Origin of the sequence: Pseudomonas sp. Ost2, from assembly GCF_018326065.1 — a bacterium.
Taxonomy (GTDB): Bacteria; Pseudomonadota; Gammaproteobacteria; order Pseudomonadales; family Pseudomonadaceae; genus Aquipseudomonas; species Aquipseudomonas gingeri.
The window spans coordinates 5,633,560-5,651,123 of the sequence record NZ_AP021904.1; the positions used below are offsets into that span (position 1 = coordinate 5,633,560).

General features: G+C 64.7%; 16 protein-coding genes. 3 read left to right on the forward strand and 13 right to left on the reverse strand.

Annotated features, from left to right (window positions below; genetic code table 11):
• Positions 1-13 precede the first annotated feature (13 nt).
• From KI243_RS24820 to yiaY, 4 genes are all read right to left on the reverse strand, one after another.
• Positions 14-685, reverse strand: a complete 672-nt coding sequence (locus KI243_RS24820; RefSeq protein WP_177119336.1) for an NAD(P)H-binding protein — start codon at positions 683-685, stop codon at positions 14-16.
• 10 nt (positions 686-695) lie between these two features.
• Positions 696-1,559, reverse strand: a complete 864-nt coding sequence (locus tag KI243_RS24825) for an oxidoreductase (protein WP_017126582.1) — start codon at positions 1,557-1,559, stop codon at positions 696-698.
• A gap of 76 nt (positions 1,560-1,635) precedes the next feature.
• Positions 1,636-2,208: a TetR/AcrR family transcriptional regulator gene (locus tag KI243_RS24830; RefSeq protein WP_017126583.1), complete on the reverse strand. Its 573-nt coding sequence runs from the start codon at positions 2,206-2,208 to the stop codon at positions 1,636-1,638.
• Between the two features lie 235 nt (positions 2,209-2,443).
• Positions 2,444-3,592, reverse strand: a complete 1,149-nt coding sequence (gene yiaY, locus KI243_RS24835; RefSeq protein WP_177088176.1) for an L-threonine dehydrogenase — start codon at positions 3,590-3,592, stop codon at positions 2,444-2,446.
• 153 nt (positions 3,593-3,745) lie between these two features.
• Here yiaY and KI243_RS24840 point away from each other — a divergent pair, with 153 nt between their 5' ends.
• Entirely contained in the window at positions 3,746-4,750 is a 1,005-nt protein-coding gene (locus tag KI243_RS24840; protein WP_017126585.1) for a DUF4917 family protein, read from the forward strand.
• A gap of 11 nt (positions 4,751-4,761) precedes the next feature.
• Here KI243_RS24840 and KI243_RS24845 read toward each other — a convergent pair whose 3' ends face one another.
• Positions 4,762-5,304 (reverse strand): XRE family transcriptional regulator, encoded by a 543-nt coding sequence (locus KI243_RS24845; RefSeq protein WP_017126586.1) that lies wholly within the window; start codon positions 5,302-5,304, stop codon positions 4,762-4,764.
• A 160-nt stretch (positions 5,305-5,464) separates the two neighbouring features.
• On the opposite strand from KI243_RS24845, the gene KI243_RS24850 reads away from it, so the two are divergent.
• Together KI243_RS24850 and KI243_RS24855 are read left to right on the forward strand one after the other, a co-directional pair.
• The gene (locus KI243_RS24850) at positions 5,465-6,247 is read left to right on the forward strand and encodes an aldolase (RefSeq protein ID WP_017126587.1); all 783 of its coding nucleotides are present in this window, start codon (positions 5,465-5,467) and stop codon (positions 6,245-6,247) included.
• A gap of 42 nt (positions 6,248-6,289) precedes the next feature.
• Positions 6,290-7,183, forward strand: coding sequence for a dihydrodipicolinate synthase family protein (locus tag KI243_RS24855; protein WP_212810015.1), 894 nt, complete (start codon positions 6,290-6,292; stop codon positions 7,181-7,183).
• Positions 7,184-7,213: 30 nt separating this feature from the next.
• Here the strand turns inward: KI243_RS24855 and KI243_RS24860 are convergent, their stop codons facing one another.
• From KI243_RS24860 to KI243_RS24895, 8 genes are all read right to left on the reverse strand, one after another.
• The gene (locus KI243_RS24860) at positions 7,214-8,566 is read right to left on the reverse strand and encodes an LLM class flavin-dependent oxidoreductase (protein WP_244861773.1); all 1,353 of its coding nucleotides are present in this window, start codon (positions 8,564-8,566) and stop codon (positions 7,214-7,216) included.
• Positions 8,559-9,980, reverse strand: coding sequence for an MFS transporter (locus tag KI243_RS24865; protein ID WP_017126590.1), 1,422 nt, complete (start codon positions 9,978-9,980; stop codon positions 8,559-8,561). The genes KI243_RS24860 and KI243_RS24865 overlap by 8 nt, the downstream gene beginning before the upstream one ends.
• A gap of 236 nt (positions 9,981-10,216) precedes the next feature.
• On the reverse strand, positions 10,217-10,966 hold the full coding sequence (locus KI243_RS24870) for a tRNA-dependent cyclodipeptide synthase (RefSeq protein ID WP_017126591.1): 750 nt from the start codon (positions 10,964-10,966) through the stop codon (positions 10,217-10,219).
• A gap of 4 nt (positions 10,967-10,970) precedes the next feature.
• A complete protein-coding gene (locus KI243_RS24875; RefSeq protein WP_177088167.1) occupies positions 10,971-11,747 on the reverse strand; it encodes a 2OG-Fe(II) oxygenase in 777 nt (258 codons plus the stop codon).
• 10 nt (positions 11,748-11,757) lie between these two features.
• The gene (locus KI243_RS24880) at positions 11,758-12,687 is read right to left on the reverse strand and encodes an aliphatic sulfonate ABC transporter substrate-binding protein (RefSeq protein WP_244861774.1); all 930 of its coding nucleotides are present in this window, start codon (positions 12,685-12,687) and stop codon (positions 11,758-11,760) included.
• Positions 12,688-12,819: 132 nt separating this feature from the next.
• Complete coding sequence (locus KI243_RS24885; RefSeq protein ID WP_103032948.1) at positions 12,820-15,282, reverse strand: TonB-dependent receptor; 2,463 nt, start codon at positions 15,280-15,282, stop codon at positions 12,820-12,822.
• Between the two features lie 28 nt (positions 15,283-15,310).
• Entirely contained in the window at positions 15,311-15,808 is a 498-nt protein-coding gene (locus KI243_RS24890; RefSeq protein WP_178991282.1) for a RidA family protein, read from the reverse strand.
• 89 nt (positions 15,809-15,897) lie between these two features.
• Positions 15,898-17,475, reverse strand: coding sequence for an FAD-dependent oxidoreductase (locus tag KI243_RS24895; protein WP_212810017.1), 1,578 nt, complete (start codon positions 17,473-17,475; stop codon positions 15,898-15,900).
• Positions 17,476-17,564 lie beyond the last annotated feature (89 nt).

A 17,564-nucleotide genomic window follows, 5' to 3' on the forward strand; every position in this document is an offset into this window, starting at 1 on the left:
GGATATCGCCCTTTCAGCCCCGTGCTGAGAGTTGATTGATCGCCCGGGGATCGAGGATCGCCTGCGGCGCGCCCTGGCGGGCCACCGCCAACATCGCCCGGCCCACGGTTTCGGTGGTCTGGATGGTGTCCGGCCACAAGCGCCGCAGCAGGCTGATCAACGGTCCGGCGACACTGTAGACCGTCTGGTACAGCGGGGTCTTGGAGCGCACGCCGTGCAGCGGCTGGATCGCCCCGGGACGCATCAGGTACACCGCCTTGAACGGCAGGCGCTGCAAGGCGTTCTCGGTGCGCCCCTTGACCCGCGCCCACATGCTGCGGCCCTTTTCACTGCTGTCGGTGCCCGCGCCGGTGACATAGACAAACGTCATGTCCGGGTTGAGCCGCGACAAGGTCGTGGCGGCCGCCATCGTCAGGTCGTAGGTCACCCGGGTGTACTGCGCCTCGTCCAGGCCCAGCGCGGAAACACCGAGGCAGAAGAAGCAGGCATCGAAGCCCTGCAACTCGGCCTCGATGCCGTGGTAGTCGAACAGGTCGGCGTGTACCACCTGGCTGAGCTTGCCATCGACCTGGCTCACCGGCGTACGACCGATGACCCGGACCTGCCGCACATCATCGGCCAGCAGGCATTCACGCAGGACACCCTGGCCGACCATGCCGGTCGCACCGAACAACAGAATCTTCATGGACGACCTCTCAATGGGTTGGAAATGCCGGCAGCTCGACAGGTGCGCTGTAGTCGGCGGCGCGACTGACCTCCAGCCAGCGCTCGCCCGCCTCGGCGCGCGCGGTCTCGGCCTGCGCGCAGTACTGCAGCGCATCGTTGCCGATCAACAGGTGCAGCGGCAGTTGCTCGTGATAGGCCAGCTTGAGCAGGATCTGCGCGATACGATCGGGATCGCTCGGCTCATTGCCGGCATAGGCACCGAGCAACTCCTTGATCGCACCGACGCTCTCGGCGTAGTCGTCGATGATCGACGGCGTACCCTGGCCGGCGCGTACCGCCCAGTTGGTGCGCATGCCGCCCGGTTCGATAGCACAGATCCTGATGCCCAGCGGCGCCACTTCCTGCGCAACCACTTCGGTGAAACCGCCCACCGCCCACTTCGCCGCCTGATAGGCGCTGAGGCCGGGCATGCCCAGGCGACCGCCCACGGAGGAGATCTGCAGGATGTGCCCGCTGCGTTGTGCGCGCATCACCGGCAAGGCCGCCCGGGTCATGTTGACCACGCCGAAGAAATTGGTCTCGACCTCGGCGCGGAACGCTTCGGCTTCGGTCTGCTCGAAGGGCGCGAGATGACCGTAGCCGGCATTGTTGACCAGCACATCGAGGCGCCCGAACGTATCGACCGCGACCTGCACCGCGGCTTGTGCCGCTGCCGCGTCCGTGACATCCAGGGCCACCAGCCGCACCTGGTCGCCATAGCGCGCCACCAGGTCGTCCAGGCGCTGTGGATCACGCGCCGTCGCCACCAGGCGTTCCCCTGCCGCCAGCACCGCCTCGGCAATATTGCGACCCAGGCCGCTGGCACTTCCGGTAATCAACCAGACTTTGGACATTATCGTACTCCTGCTTTGCGTTGAGATAATTTATGAGTGAGCACTCACTCATTTTCAATACAAGAAAAAGCCTCGCCTATTCCTTGGCAGTGGCACTCCAGAACGCCTGGAAACCGGTTTCGGCATAACGTTCGGCCTGGTCGGGTTCGCGGCGGATGAAATCGATGGTGGTGTCGGCCAGGGCGCCCATGATCGCCGCGACAAAGGCCGCCGGCTGATCGCGGAACAGACCGCTGGCGATGCTCTCCTGCATCATCGCGTTGACCTCGCAGAAGTCCTGCATGCCGAGCAGCTTGCTCTGCTCGGTGACCTGCGCGGACATCCCGAGCAAGGCCACCACCTTGCGCTTGTGCGGCTCGGCCACGCCCCAGTCGACATAGCTCTGCCAGGCATGGCGGGCACGCTTCTTCACCGTTTCCGTGCGCGGATAGCCGGGCATCATCACGTCACGCAACTCGGCCTTGAGATGCAGGTAGAGTTCGTTGAGCAACACGTCCTTGGAACTGAAGTAGTTGAACAGCGTGCCCTCGGCGACACCGGCGAGCCTGGCGATCTTCAGCGTCGGACAACCCAGGCCCTGCTCGGCGAACACCTCGATGGCGGCGCTGAGGATGGCGTTGCGTTTGTCGGTGCTTTTCGGACGGGCCATGGATCGGGGAGTGCTCGGGGAATAAGTGAGTAATCACTCAATTAAACCCGCAAAGGTTTTTATTTGCAAGTGCCAACGAGATGAACGGTGTTTGCACCACGTCACGTGCGCTGGTGAATGCGCTGACGCCTTCGTGGGCAAGCCCACTCCCACAGGGGAACGCGATCAACTGTGGGAGCGGGCTTGCCCGCGAAAGATCCTAGAAGGCTGGAATGCGCTGCGGAACGATCTGTGACTAGAACGCGCTGCGGAAGATCTCTTCGATCTGCCGCTGATCGGCCGCCCGCGGGTTGGTCAGGCCACAGGCGTCCTTCAGGGCATTGGCCGCCAGCACCGGGATATCCTGCAATTTGGCCCCCAGCTCACGCAGGCCGGCCGGAATCTCGACGTCCCCGGACAGGCTGCGGATCGCCACGATGGCCGCCTGGGCGCCCTCTTCCGCGCTCAACCCGGCAACCTCCGCACCCAGCGCCCGCGCCACATCGCTCAGCCGTTGCGGGCATACCGCCGCGTTGAAAATCTGCACATGGGGCAACAGCACCGCATTGCAGACGCCGTGGGGCAAGTCATAGAAACCGCCCAATTGGTGCGCCATGGCATGGACGAATCCCAGGGAGGCATTGTTGAAGGCCATGCCCGCCAGGAACTGCGCATAGGCCATGTTCTCCCGGGCCTTCAGGTCGCTGCCGTCGCGCACCGCCAGGCGCAGGTTGGCGCTGATCAACTCGATGGCCTTGATCGCGCAGGCATCGGTGATCGGTGTCGCCGCCGTCGAGACATAGGCCTCCACCGCATGAGTCAGGGCATCCATGCCGGTGGCCGCCGTCAGCCCCTTGGGCATGGCGACCATCAGCGCCGGGTCGTTGACCGACAGCAGCGGCGTGACATTGCGGTCGACGATGGCCATTTTCACGTGCCGCGACTCATCGGTGATGATGCAGAAGCGGGTCATTTCGCTGGCGGTACCGGCGGTGGTATTGATCGCGATCAGCGGCAGTTGTGGCCTGGCCGAACGGTCGACACCTTCATAGTCGCGGATATGCCCGCCGTTGGTGGCGCACAGGGCGATGCCCTTGGCGCAGTCGTGGGGCGAACCGCCGCCCAGGGACACCACGCAATCGCAGCCGGCATCCTTCAGCACGGCCAGTCCTTTCTCGACGTTGTCGATGCTCGGATTGGGCCTGGCGCCGTCGAAGATCAGCGAATCGATGTCCTGCATCGCCAGCAACTCGGCGATCCGCGTCGCCACGCCCGCCCTCGCCAGCCCGGCATCGGTCACGATCAGCGCCTTGCGAAAACCGTAGTTGCGGATGGCATTCATCGCTTCGTCCAGACAGTCGATGCCCATGATATTCACGGCGGGAATGAAAAATGTGCTGCTCATGGCGAGTCCTCTTGGCGTTGACGGGGCTTGCCTGCCCCACGAGGCTCAGAGCATCGACCGGTTATCCGTGGGCGTTGTTGATCTGGCTCAACGCCGGGTCGTGATAAAGTCGCCGCCTGTCCACCTTTTGCCTTGAGACGACGAATAGCGATTATGGAATTCCAGGAATTTGACGCCGAACTTGAAGACTGGAACGCCCTGCGCGCCGAGATCCCCTTCAAGGGGCTGCTGATCGGCAACGGGGCGAGCCTGGCGGTGTGGCCGAAGTTCTCCTACGACTCGTTGTTCGAGAAGGCCCAGAGCACCCGTAACCGTCCGCTGGGGTTGAGTGAGCTGGCGGTGTTCAAGGCCCTGGACACCAGCAACTTCGAACAGGTGCTCAGTGCGCTGAAGAGCACCATCAAGGTCAATGCCGCCCTGACCATCAACTCGTCGTCACCGCGCAATCGCTACTTCGCGATCAAGGAAGCGCTGATCCATGCGGTGCGCTCGGTGCACATCCCGTGGAAGTTCGTCGAACCCGGCAGCCTGGCGCGGATCAACGCCGAACTGGGCAACTACCAGACGCTCTATTCCACCAACTATGACCTGCTCAACTATTGGGCGATCATGCAGGCGCCGCAGTCGTTCAAGGACCTGTTCTGGAACGCCGACGCGACCTTCGACCTGGGCAATACCGCAACCCAGGGCACGCGCATCCTCTACCTGCACGGCGGCCTGCACCTGGTGAAGAATCTCGATGGCAGCACGCGCAAGTTGCTGTCCTCGGAAAGCACCCTGCTCGGCAGCTTCGCCATCAACACCCTCGGCGATGTGCCGCTGTTCGTCAGCGAAGGCAGTGCCGAAGACAAGCTCAAGGCGATCCGCAACTCGGACTACCTGGCGTACTGCTACGGCCAACTGAGCGAGCACCAGGGCGCCCTGTGCATCTTCGGCCACGACCTCGGCGAACAGGACCAGCACATCGTCCAGGCCCTGCACGACGCCCGCATCCAGACCCTGGCGATCTCGATCCATCCGCGCAGCAAGGCGTTCATCCAGCACCAGAAACGGCGCTTCGCGAAACTGTTCGTCGGCCGCGACGTGACCTTGCGCTTCTTCGATGCCAAGAGCCACCCGCTGGGCAGCCCGCAGCTGCTGGTCACCCCCGAGGACTGAGACTTTCCCGGTCACTCCTCACGGCTGTGCACCACCACCAGCAACTCGGCCTGCTCTTCGCCCACCGAGCGCAGGCGATGGGGTTTCTGTGCGTTGAAATGCAAGGCATCGCCGCGCTCGAGAATCACCCGTTCGGTCATGAAGTCCACTTCGACGCGGCCTTCATGGACGAACAGGAACTCTTCGCCGAGGTGCTCCTTGAAGCGCTTGTCGGTGAATTCCCTGGGCGGATAGATGATGAACGGCAGCAACGTGCGCTCGCTGACCTGATGGGCCAGCACCGCATAACCCGGCGCCTGCGCATCAGTCCCCAGGGACTGACGCTGCCCACGGCGCACCAGGCTGTAGCTGTCGAGGCTGACACTGTCTTCGCTGAACAACTCCTCGACCTTGACGTTCAACGCCTTGGCCAGTTTCAACGCGGCCGCAATCGACGGCGTGTTCAAGCCGCGCTCGACCTTCGACAGGTAACTCTTGGTCATGCCGGATTTCTCGGCCAATGCCTCAAGGGTTACGCCAAGTTTTTTTCTCAATAATTTCAAACGGATAGACATGCGCAGCGATTAATCCAGCAGAAAGCCAGCGAATTCGTCTTGCCAATGACACTTTGTGTCATATAGCCTCTTTGGTGTCATCCGCTTTCCCACCCACAACCTTGCGAGCAACGGAGGGTTGGCAGATCCGACGTCCCTCGACATGACACAGGACCCCGATATGGCCAAGACATTAGCACTGCCCAAGGACCAGTTGGTCAAGCAGGCCCTGAACCAGATGCAGAACACCCTGGCGGATAATACGTGGACTGACCGGCAAAAGCTGGCCCTGACCTGCCGCATCCTCTTCGAGAACGGCCACGACTCGGGCCTGGCCGGGCAGATCACCGCGCGCGGACCGCAGCCCGGCACCTACTACACCCAGCAACTGGGCCTGGGCTTCGATGAGATCAGCGCCAGCAACCTGCTGCTGGTCAACGAAGACCTGGAAGTCCTCGAAGGCCAGGGCATGCCCAACCCGGCCAACCGTTTCCACAGCTGGGTCTACCGCGCCCGGCCGGATGTGAACTGCATCATCCACACCCATCCGACCCACGTCGCCGCGCTGTCGATGCTTGAAGTGCCGCTGGCGGTCTCGCATATGGACCTCTGCCCGCTCTACGAGGACTGCGCGTTTCTCGAAGCCTGGCCCGGCGTGCCGGTGGGCAACGAGGAAGGCGAAATCATCAGCGCCGCCCTCGGTGACAAACGGGCGATCCTGCTCTCCCACCACGGCCAGCTCTCCACCGGTGCGAGTATCGAGGAGGCCTGCGTCATCGCCCAACTGATCGAGCGTGCGGCCAGGTTGCAACTGCTGGCCATGGCTGCCGGCACGATCAAGCCGATCCTGCCGGAACTGGGTCGTGAAGCCCATGACTGGATCTCCCGGCCCAAGCGCCATGCCACGGCCTTCAACTACTACGTTCGGCAGAACCTGCGCCAGCACGCCGATTGCCTGAACTGAGCGTCCCTGCCCGATAACCTGCTCTCAATCCCGGAGACCCACATGACTACCCCTGCTATCCACGGCATCATCGGCTACCCCGTCACGCCCTTCAGCGCCGACGGCGAACACCTCGACCTCGACGCACTGGGACGTGGCATCGACCGCCTGATCGAAGGCGGCGTGCACGCCATCGCGCCCCTCGGCAGCGCCGGTGAAGGCGCCTACCTGAGCGACGCCGAATGGGACACCGTGGCCGAATTCAGCCTGGCCCATATCGCCCGGCGCGTCCCCACCGTGGTCAGCGTGTCCGACCTGACCACCACCAAGGCCGTGCGCCGCGCCCGCTTCGCCGAGGCCAGGGGCGCCGATGCGGTGATGGTGCTGCCGACGGCCTACTGGAAGCTCGGCGAAGGGGACATCCTCGCCCACTACCAGGCCATCGGCGCCAGCATCGGCGTGCCGATCATGCTCTACAACAACCCGGCCACCAGCGGCACCGACATGTCGGTGGAACTGATCCTGCGGATCGTCCGCGCCGTGGAGAACGTGACCATGGTCAAGGAGAGCACCGGCGATATCCAGCGCATGCACAAGCTGCACCTGCTCGGCGAAGGCCAGGTGCCGTTCTACAACGGTTGCAATCCGCTGGCACTGGAAGCCTTCTGCGCCGGCGCGGTGGGCTGGTGCACGGCGGCGGCGAACCTGATCCCGCAGCTCAACGGCGCGCTGTACCAGGCGGTGCAGGACAACGACCTGCAACGGGCCCGGGCCCTGTTCTACCGGCAACTGCCGCTGCTGGAGTTCATCCTCAAGGGCGGCTTGCCGGCCACGGTCAAGGCCGGGCTGCGCCTGACCGGCCTGGAAGCGGGCGAGCCACGCCTGCCGGTGTCGCCACTGAACGAGGCCAGCCGGAAATCGTTGCAAGGGATGCTCGACAGCCTGCGCGAAGACTGAGCCGACAGCCGTGCCGGCGGAGCTGCCCGCTCAGGTCCGCCGCCCCCCGGCAAAATGGCGATTCTCGACCCGCCGCAGCCCGAGGTTCTCCCTCAGGCTGCGGCCTTCGTATTGCCGCCGGAACAATCCCCGGCGCTGCAACTCCGGCACCACCAGCCCGACAAAATCGTCGATGGCCCCCGGCAGATGGGTAAACAGCACATTGAAGCCATCCGCCGCATCCTCCTCGTACCAGGTGGCCAGTTCGTCGACGATCTGCGCGGGCGTGCCCACCAGTACCTTGTGTCCGCTGGCCGACAGGCTGCGCAGCAATTGCGCCACGGTCGGCCGCTCGCGGCGAATCAGCTCGATCACCAGTTGCTGGCGACTTTTATGCCGCTCGGTCGACGGCACTTCGTCCGGCAACGGCACCCGTGCCTGCAGAGGCAATGACGACAGGTCGAGCCCCAGGTCCAGCAGGTAGGACAGGCCCTTGAGCTGCGCCTGGGGATCGACCAGGCTTTGCAGGTAGTCGTGTTTTTCCTCGGCCTCGCTCAAGGTCCGCCCCACGGTCGGCGAGATCCCCGGGAAGATCTTCAATGCCTCGGCAGTCCGCCCATACCGCGCCAGACGGCCTTTCAGGTCGGCATGGAATCCCTGGGCTTCCCGCAGGGTCTGCTGCGCGGTAAACACCAACTCCGCGGTACGCGCCGCCAGCTCCCGACCGGCTTCGGAAGAGCCGGCCTGGGCGATCACCGGCCAGCCTTGCAGCGGCCGTGGCGCATTCAGCGGACCACGGACCTGGAAGTGCCGGCCCTGGTGCTCCAGCACATGCATCCGGGTCACATCGAGCCAGGTCCCCGAAGCCTTGTCCCGGACAAAGGCATCGTCCGCCCAGCTGTCCCAGAGCCCGCTGACCACATCGAAAAATTCCTCTGCCCGCTGGTAGCGGTCGGCATGTGCCAGGTGTTCGTCACGATTGAAGTTCTCGCCACCGATCAGCGCCGTCACCAGGTTCCAGCCGGCGCGCCCGCCGGACAGATGATCCAGCGAGGCGAAGGTCCGGGCGAGGTTGTACGGTGCGTTGTAGCTGGTGTTGGCGGTGGCGACCAGGCCGATATGCCGGGTCGTCATCGCCAATGCCGGCAGCAGCGTCAGCGGGTCCCAGCGCAGGCTGTGGGAGCTGCGCGCCAGCACCTGCGGATCGAGGCTGCCCACGGCAACGTTGTCATTGAGGAACAGGGCATCGAAGCAGCCGCGCTCCAGGGTCTGGGCATAAGCAACGTAGCGCCGCGCATCCAGCGAGGCGTCGGCGTCCGCCTGCGGATGCCGCCAGCTGGCGCCATGGGCACCGGAGCCCGACAGAAAGGCACCGAGGCGAATCTGCCCGGCTCGCCTAGCCACGACCGGAGCCCTCCACCGCTGGCTGCGCCGCCGGCACCCGCAACAGGCCACTGACCAGCGCCCAGCCGGCCAGCACCACCAGGGCGAGGAACAGCATCACCGCGCGGTAACCGTGGATAAAGGCACCTTGCACATCGTCCAGCGGTTGTCCGGAAAAGCCGTGGTAGATGCCCACGCCGACCGCCAGGCCGAGGCCGCCGCCGACATTGTGCAGGGTCATCAGCGACCCCATCGCCACCGACGACACGCCTTGCGGTACCGAGGAGATGCCCAGCACCGTGGACGGACCGAGGATACTGGCCCAGCCCAGCCCCATGATGACGAAGGCCGCCAGCAGGTAGGGCAGCGAAGTCTGGCGATCGAAACCGGCCTGCAACAGCGCCGACAGCAGGAACAACAACAGGCCGGACTTGATCAGCAGGGCCGGGCCCTTGCGGTCCACCAGCCGCCCCACCAGCGGCGACAGCAGCGCCACCCCGAGGGTGGTCGGCAGCAACAGCAGGCCGCTGGCCTGCACGCTTTCACCGCGTACCAGCGCCAGGTACAGCGGCATCACGAAGAACGCCACGCAATAGAACACCGCCAGGGTGAAACTGGCGACCACGCCGGCGACAAAGCGCCGATTGGCGAACAGCTGCAGATCGATGATCGGTGCCGCGACACGTTTCTCTACCCGGACAAAGGCCGTCAGCGCCACAACCGCCAGCCCGATCAGGCCCAGGCTCAACGGCGAGCTCCAGCCCCAGGCGGCCCCCTGGACAATCACCAGCACCAGGCTCGGCAAGCCGACCAGCAGCAGCGCCGCCCCCAGCCAGTCGAGCCGGGTACCCGCCTGCGGCGAGCGCGATTCATTCACGCTGAACGCGCAGATCCCCAGGCTCAGCAGGACAAACGGTACGTTGATCAGGAAGATCCATTGCCAGCCGAAGGCGCTGGTGATCAGCCCGCCGAGCACCGGTCCCACCGCCAGCCCGACGCCGTTGACGCCGAACAGCACGCCAAAGGCCTTGCCCTGTTCGGCACTGTCGAAGGTATTGGCGACAATCGCCCCCGAGGCGGTGTAGAGCACCGCACAGGCCAGCCCCTGGGCGATGCGCGCGGCGATCAGGCCATCGATACCGACCGCCAGCCCGGCGCCGAGGGAGGCCAGGCCGAACACGCTCAGGCCGATAAACAGCACGCGCTTGCGCCCGTGCAGGTCGGCCAGGCGACCGACCAGCACCATGAAGCTCGACAGTGCCAGGATAAAACCGTTGATCACCCATTGCAGGCTGTCGACCGACGCCCCGAGGTCGGCCTGCAAGGCCGGCAGCGCGGTGTTGACGATGGTGAAATCGACACAGCCGAGAAAACTGGCAATGCTCACGCCGAGCAATGCCCACCATTTGCGTTGCTGTTGCGCAAAAACGCCCATGGGGAAACTCCTTTTTTCAATTGAAAATCACTCGTAAGGATCGTTCCCACGCTCCAGCGTGGGTACGCCTCGCTGGACGCTCCGCGTCCGTTTTTGTGCCGCGGAGCGTGGGCACGATCACCCATATCGGGGTGGCCGCACTCGCCTCTTCGCGGGCAAGCCCGCACCCACAAATTGGCGGTCGTGTGTGGGAGCGGGCTTGCCCGCGAAAGCGATGCGACAGGCAGCACAAAACCTCAGATGGCAATCGCCCCACTGGACCAGTTCGGGTGCACGATGCCCGGCAAGGTGAACGGAATCGGGATCCCGCGCTTCTTGAACTTGAGCGGCAACCAGCGCACCCGGTCCGGACTGTGGGGGGCGATCAGCAGGTCGCGACTGGTGGCCATCGCCGCCGTCATCTGCTGCGGATACAGCACATAGTGATAACCCTCGTCCGCCCACAGCGGCAGGATGATCGGGATCTCTTCCAGGATGTATTCCCGGCACTGGGCCGCGGCCTTTTCGATATCGGCGTGTTCGTCACGCAATCGCAGGCGGTCGGTGAACACCGCGATGGTTTCCTCGATGGCCAGGCGCAGTTCCTCGCGGCTCTGGTAGACCTCGTTCAATTGCTGGCGCAGCTCGGCATAGCGGTCGCTGGCCAGTTCCTGGTTCCAGCGCGTCACGTGGTACGGCACCCGCAAGCCGTCGAGGATGCCCTGGTTGCGCGCCAGCCAGGCATCGCCATCGCGGATCGACGCCGACAGCGCTTCTCCCGGCGACTTGCCGTGCTTGTTGTGGCGTTGCAGGGTGTCGGCCACCACCACCTTCACGTGGCTGAAGCCCGACTGGTTGATCAGGTGGATGGTCGAGCGCAGCTTCTGGTCCTCGTGATACTCCTGGCCGACGCTGACCGCCAGTACCACACGCTTGCCATCGAACTCGTGGTCTTCACCACCCTTGTTGAAATACGCCTTGAGGTTGATCTCTTGCACAGTACTCATGGGATTAGCTCCAGTAGGCCAAAGGCTGGTGTTCGCCGTAGTAACCGATAAAAACGCCGAGGGTGACGCGGGTGCTGGTGGGCGAAGGGCGCACCGCGTGGATCAGCCGTGGGTTGAGCAGGATCAGGTCGCCGGGCTCGGGCTTGATCACGAAGTCCGGTGGCGGCAGCAGGTGGCGCTCGATGCCGTAGGCCCGTTCGCCGCGCAGGCGCCGGTACTCGTCTTCGTCGGGCTCGATGCCCCAGATCTCCAGCTCGCCGCCGTCGTCGGGAATCTGCAGGTAGATGTTGGTCGAGAGCTGGCTCAGCAACTGCCGGCCATGACCGGGCGGGGTGTTGCGTTCCAGGTCGTCGGTGTGGGGCGTGAGGTCGACGCCACTGCCCTGGAAACGGGCGATGCCGACAAAGCATTTCTGCCCCTGCACCTGCAACAGATGCGCACCGCTCGGCCAGACCTCGTCCAGCAGCAGGCGCAGTTCGTCGATGGGCGAGGCCAGCGGCCGGAACAGGTTGCGGATCCGGCGGATGTTCGGCAACGCCAGCGCGTGGTACTCGGCGCGGCTCTGCTCGTCCTGGATCTCGATGTAGGCCTTGCCCACCCGGACGAATTCGCGCTGCTCGCTGAAGGCGCTCCGCAGGTCGTGCTGGTAAAGCTTGTCGCGGGCCAGTTGCAAGGTGTCCGGCGGGCAGAAACCCTTGAGCTGGACCCCGTAGGAACGTTTCTCCACGACATCGAGGATATGTCGTGCTTCAAGCTGATCGGCAGTGGTCACGGTAAACATGAAAACTCCTTCAATTCCCTGAAAGTGATGGACTGTGCACAGCAGTGTTGAAGCGTTGATCGAAATGCTCGTCGGCCTTGAATGCGGCCTGGATGACGCCCTCCTCCCGATACAGATCGGCGGTGTGTTGCACGTCGTCGATCACCGTCGGCCCGACATCGATGCGATGGGCCTGGGCAAAGCGATTGGAACGTTCGTGGATGGCCAGTGGCAGGCCGCTGTAGCCGGCCTGGATCGCGGAAAAGGCTGGCTGGTGGGCATTGGCCCAGTCATAGGCACGGGCCAGGCGCTGCAGGAAGTCGCCGATCTGCGCCGGCTTGTCGCGGATCGCCGCGTCGTTGGCCACCAGCAACATATGCCCGGCGAACAACCCGGCACCGCTGACCAGCACCCGTGTGCCGCCCTCCAGCTGGACCATGCTGGTGTAGGGGTCCCAGGTCGACCAGGCATCGGCCTCGCCGTTGGCGAGCAGGGTTCGCGACTCGCCCGGGGCGAGGAAGACGAACTGCGCGTCGCCCCCGTGCAGCCCCACCGAACGCAGTGCCGCCAGCGCCAGGAAATGACCGATGGAGCCGCGCGTGGTCGTGATGCGCCGGCCCTTGAGATCGGCGGCTTCCTTGAGCGGCGAGTCGTCCTTGACCACGATGGCCACGGCGGTCGGCGTGACATTGACCTTGATCACCCCGACGGTTTTCAGCGGCGCACCGGCGGCCGCGGCAAACACGAAGGGCGCGTCGCCCAGGCTGCCGATATCCACCGCGCCGGCCGCGAGGGCTTCGGCGGTGGGCGCGGCGGCGGCGAACGAGGCGAACTCGATCGGATACGGCAGGTTGTCCAGTTCACCGGCGGCCTGCAGGAGGATCTTCAGCGACTGCTTCTGGCTGGAGACCCGCAACGGCTCGGCGGCCTCGACGCCCAGGCACAGTAGCAACGCAAGCAAAACACCACACCTGTGCAGGAGCCGGCTTGCCGGCGATGGCGACCGCTCAGGCGATACAAGACTCACCGGCCTCATCGCCGGCAAGCCGGTTCCCACGGGGACGGGGGTGGCATCGATACGCGGGCTCATCACTCAAAACGCCAGGCTGATGCGGCTGTAGTAGTACCCGCCACCCAGTCCGTACGGCGAGAACATGCCGTACTCGTAGGTGCCGGCCCAGGCCTTGAGGCCGATCTTGTCCGGGTAGACGTCGAACAGGTTGTTCGCCCCCACCGCCACCGTCAGGTTCTGGGTGACGTCATAGGCCACGTCCAGGTCGGTGATCCACTTGGCACTGTAGGTGCGATCGTCGGCGGGACTGTTCGCGCCCTCGGTGTATTCGCCGAAACGGGTGAACTGCAGGTTGGTGGTCCAGTCGCCGACCTTGTAGTTGCCGGACAGGATCCATTTGTCCTTGGGCGTGGCCTTGGTCAGGTCCAGTTGCTGCTGGCGGTCGAACAGCACGTACTGCGAGCCGAGACTCGCCAGCGCCGCCGGGGTGTCGGCCAGGCTGCGGATGGTGGTCTTGTTGCGGTTGTAGGCCACGCTCCATTTCGCCGAACCGTATTCGCCGAACGACTGGCTGTAGTCCGCCACCAGGTCGACGCCCTTGGTCCGGGTGTCCGCGGCGTTGGCGTAGTACTGCCCGGCCAGGTTCGGCGACAGGCCGTTGTCGACCAGGATCTGCGACACCGCCGGGCCCTTGAGGATGCCAGTCTGGAGGATTCGCTTGTCGATATCGATCAGGTAGAAATCCGCCGTCAGCCGCAGCCGTTGCGCCGGCTCGGCGGTCAAGCCGATGCTGTAGTTGCGCGAGGTCTCCGGTTCCAGGTCCTTGGCGCCCAGGGCGCGGCCTTCAGGGGAGTCCGGGCGCATCTGCTTGGTCCGCACGTTGGTGGTCGTACCGCTGGAAAACTGGGTGACGGTACTGGTGGTGGAGAACACGCTCTGGGCCAGGGACGGCGCGCGGAAACCGTTGCTGACCGCCGCCCGCACCGCATAGCCGGGAAGAAATTCATAGCGGGTGGTGAGCTTGCCGCTGGCGGTCTCGCCCACGCCCAGGTTGTACTTCTCATAACGTGCCGCCGCGCCCACGTACCACTTGGGCGTGACGTTCAGGCCCAGGTCGACATAGGCCGCGTCACTGTGGCGCTGCAACGAATAGGCATCTTCCGGGGTGGTGCCGTTGACCGAGAACAGTCCCGGATCCGGCACCCTGCCGGCAAACGGTCCGGTGCTGGGCACATAGCTGCCGAAGTTGTAGGAGTTCGGTTCGCCGGCTTCCAGGGCGTATTTCTCCCAGCGGTGCTCGACGCCGAACGAGGTTTCCAGCGGGCTGCTCCAGCCGATATCCAGGGCGCGACTGAAGTCCAGGTTGGTGGTCCACTGGTCGAAGATCAGGTTGCCCAGGTGGAAGTCATGCTGGCCGTAGGGGCCGTTGGAAATATTCAGGTTGTTGGCCGTGTCGAGGACCGCGCGATCCTTGCCATAGGTGCTGCTCAGGTCCCAGTCCCAGTTGCCGACCAGGCCCTTGGCGCCACCGGCGAACTGGAAGTCCACCTCGTGGATCTCGCGCCGGGCCTGGCCGCCATTGGGGTACGGCGCGTCCGGCACACCGGCGAGGCTGGTGATGTCGGTGGGCTTGCGATGGCCCAGGTCCTTGTTGCTGTTGCGGTAGCTGAGGGTGGAAAACGAATACAGCTTGAGGTCGTCCTGCAGCGGCAGTTCCAGGTTGTAGGCCAGGCTGCTGGTGCGGTCGCGCCCCAGGCCGTATTCGCCGCCCCAGCCATGCCGGTTGCTTTCGCGGGGATCGGGCGAGCCGTCGGGCTGGTTGAAATACAACTGGCCGCTGGCCGCGGCCGCCCGCTCGTAGGGCTCCTGGACCTTGCCGTCGAAGGACAGGTTGAAGAAGCCGCCGCTCTCTCCCAGCTTCGAACCCCAGTTGGCCGCTTCGTGCCCGGTGGTGCCGTCGCCGTCATAGTATTGACCCAGGCTGGTATCGGAGGTCAGGCCCTCGGCGTTGCGCTTGAGGATGATATTGATCACCCCGGCAATCGCGTCCGAGCCGTACTGCGCCGCCGCGCCATCGCGCAGCACCTCGATGCGCTCGATGGAAGCGGTGGGGATCAGATCGAGGTCCACCGGTACCGAGGCGTTGCCGACCCGCGCACCGTTGTTGATCAGCGCCGAGTTGTGACGGCGCTTGCCGTTGACCAGGATCAGCACCTGGTCGCCGCCCAGGCCGCGCATGCTGACGCCCCGGACCAGGAACGCGGTGCCGCCGCCGTTGATGGTGGGCACGTTGAACGACGGCAGCAGGCGGCCCAGCATTTCCTTCAGGCCGTTCTGGCCAATGGTGCGCAACTGCTCGCTGTTGATCACATCGATCGGGGCCGGGCTGTCGGTGACCGTGCGTTGCTGGCTGCCGCGCACGCCGGTGACCACCACGGTATCGAGGGTCTCGTCGGCGGCGAACAGCGCCTGGGAAGTGGCGAGGCTGAGCAGCGCGGCACTGAACGGGGCCGCGAACCGGGTATTGCCAAAAGTAGAAGCCATGACTCGGATATCCTTCCTGTGGACCGGCTCAACGCGCCTTGGCGGCAACGGTTTCGACTTCGATCAGGGCGCCGGGCAATACCAGTCCGGCCACCTGCACCGTGGTGCGGGCCGGTTTCAGCGGTTGCTTGTCGGTCCCGAAGAACTCCCGGAAAGCACTCTGCAGACCGTCGAAATCCAGCTTGCCGCCCAGTGCCGGATCGCCCACCAGGTAGATGCGCAGTTGCACCACGTCACCGAGGCCGAGCCCCTGGCTGGCGAGGAGGGTCTCGACCTTGCGCAGCACAGCCCGGGCCTGGGTCTCGGTGTTGCCGACGGCATGCACCTGGTCCTTGGCGGCCTTGGGGTCGACGGGATCGGGCAGCAGCCCGGAGAGGTAGGTGACCTCGGCATTGGCCGGCAGAGTCACCGACTGCAGGATCGGCGAATTGGGATAGGTCGACGGCACCCGTTGGATCGAGCCGGCCTGGGCACTGCCCGCGGCGAAAAGGATCCCCAGACCCAACAAGGTTTTCTTGAAAAACATACGGACACTCCAAGGTTTTTTTAACGCCGGCCTCGGAGGTCCGCTACCCGGCAAATCGATGCTGCTGTTTTAGTGAGAGCGCGGCTTTTTCAGGCCGTTTGCTTGATGGGCGAGCGCTGGGCCCGCTCGAAGAGATGGCGGACCACCCGTCGTGCCGCGCCGGCGGCGGCTTCCTGCCAGATACCGACTCCGCTGTGGGCCAGGCCGTCGCTGGTCAGGTAGACCCGACCCTGGGCCTGGTTGAGCAGGCTGTAGTCCGGGTCAGCCACTTCATGGTTGATCCACGGGCCGAGGTTGTAGGGAATCCTGGCCCAGGCGATCGCCAGCGGCTTGCGCAGTTCATGACCGTGGCCGGGATGCAGCAACTCCACCGCCTGGCGTGACAGGGCGATCTGTTCGTCCAGGCTTTTCTCGCCGAAACGGCGGGCGATTTCACCGTTGTTGTAGGCCGCCACCAGCACGCCTTCGGCCTGGTTGAAACCACCGCTGGGGTACCACAGGCCGGAGGCTTCCTGGTTGATGAAGGACAGCCCGCCGTAGATCTGGTAATCGCTTTCCCAGAAGCGCCGGGACTGCCAGGCGACCTTGTTGGCGTAGCCGAACTGCACGGCGGCAATCGCCTGCCGCACCGGCTGGGTGAGGTTGTTCTCGACCTTGGCCAGCAACGGCAGCGGCAACGCGCTGATCACATAGTCGGCCCGCAGCGAGTGGCTGCGACCGCTGCGTCGGTCGAGGTAGCCGACCTCGACGAAATCCGCCTGGTTGTCAATCGAACGGACCTCGACACCCAGGCGCAGCTCCGCTTTCAGGTGGCGCTCGAACGCCTTGGGAATCCGGTCCATGCCCCCCACCGGCTGGAACATGGTCGGGGAGAACTCCGGGTACTCGTCGATCATCAGCGCCGTGGTCAGCGCCGGATTGAGCAGCGTCTGCAACGGCAACGGATCGCGTTTCTGCGCCAGTTGATCGCCCGCTCCCGGCCAGACCTTGTAGCCGGAGCGCGCCGAGCCGAGGTATTCGAGCTTGTCCGAGAGGTCGCCCCAGGTCTTCAGGAAACTCAGCAGGTTGCTGCGGTCCGCCGGGCTCAGTTCCTGGTCGAGGGCGTTGCGATTGACCGCCTTGGCCAGCAGCTCGGAAAAATGCCCGCGGCTGTCGTTGACCGCCTGGCGGATCTGGAGGGGCGGTGCGTTCAGGTCGGGGCGAACCAGGGCATTGCGGCTGGTATTGACCAGCACTTCCAGTTCGACCCCCAGCTCGCGGCAGTAACCGAGCATCAGTTGGTGATGGCTGGGCAGGCGACCAGGGCCAGCGTTGAGGTAGAAGCCCTTGTCGAAGTCGGCGACCTGCACGCTGCCATCGGTGTACTCGACACGATCGCCGTGACGTACGGTCCAGTTGCGTCCGCCGACCCGCTCCCGGGCTTCGAGCAACGTCACCTTGAAACCGGCCTTCTTCAGCTCGAAGGCGCTGACCAGGCCACCGATGCCGGCACCGATCACGATCACGCTGGCACCCTTGCCGACGGCGGCGATGGGCAAGGCCGCATAGTTCTCTTCGCCGGCCGTTGCCTGCTGGTCCACCCCGAGCAGGCCCATCACCGCCGTTGCTGCATGCAGGCCGCCGACGGCAGCCACACGGGCAATCAGTTGTCTTCTGGTCAACGGCATGCAAGCGCTCCCTGCCTGGTGTAGTGGATAGTTCATTCCGTTATAGCCCGATGAAACATTCAGTTACTTCGGTCTATGGACGCCATCCT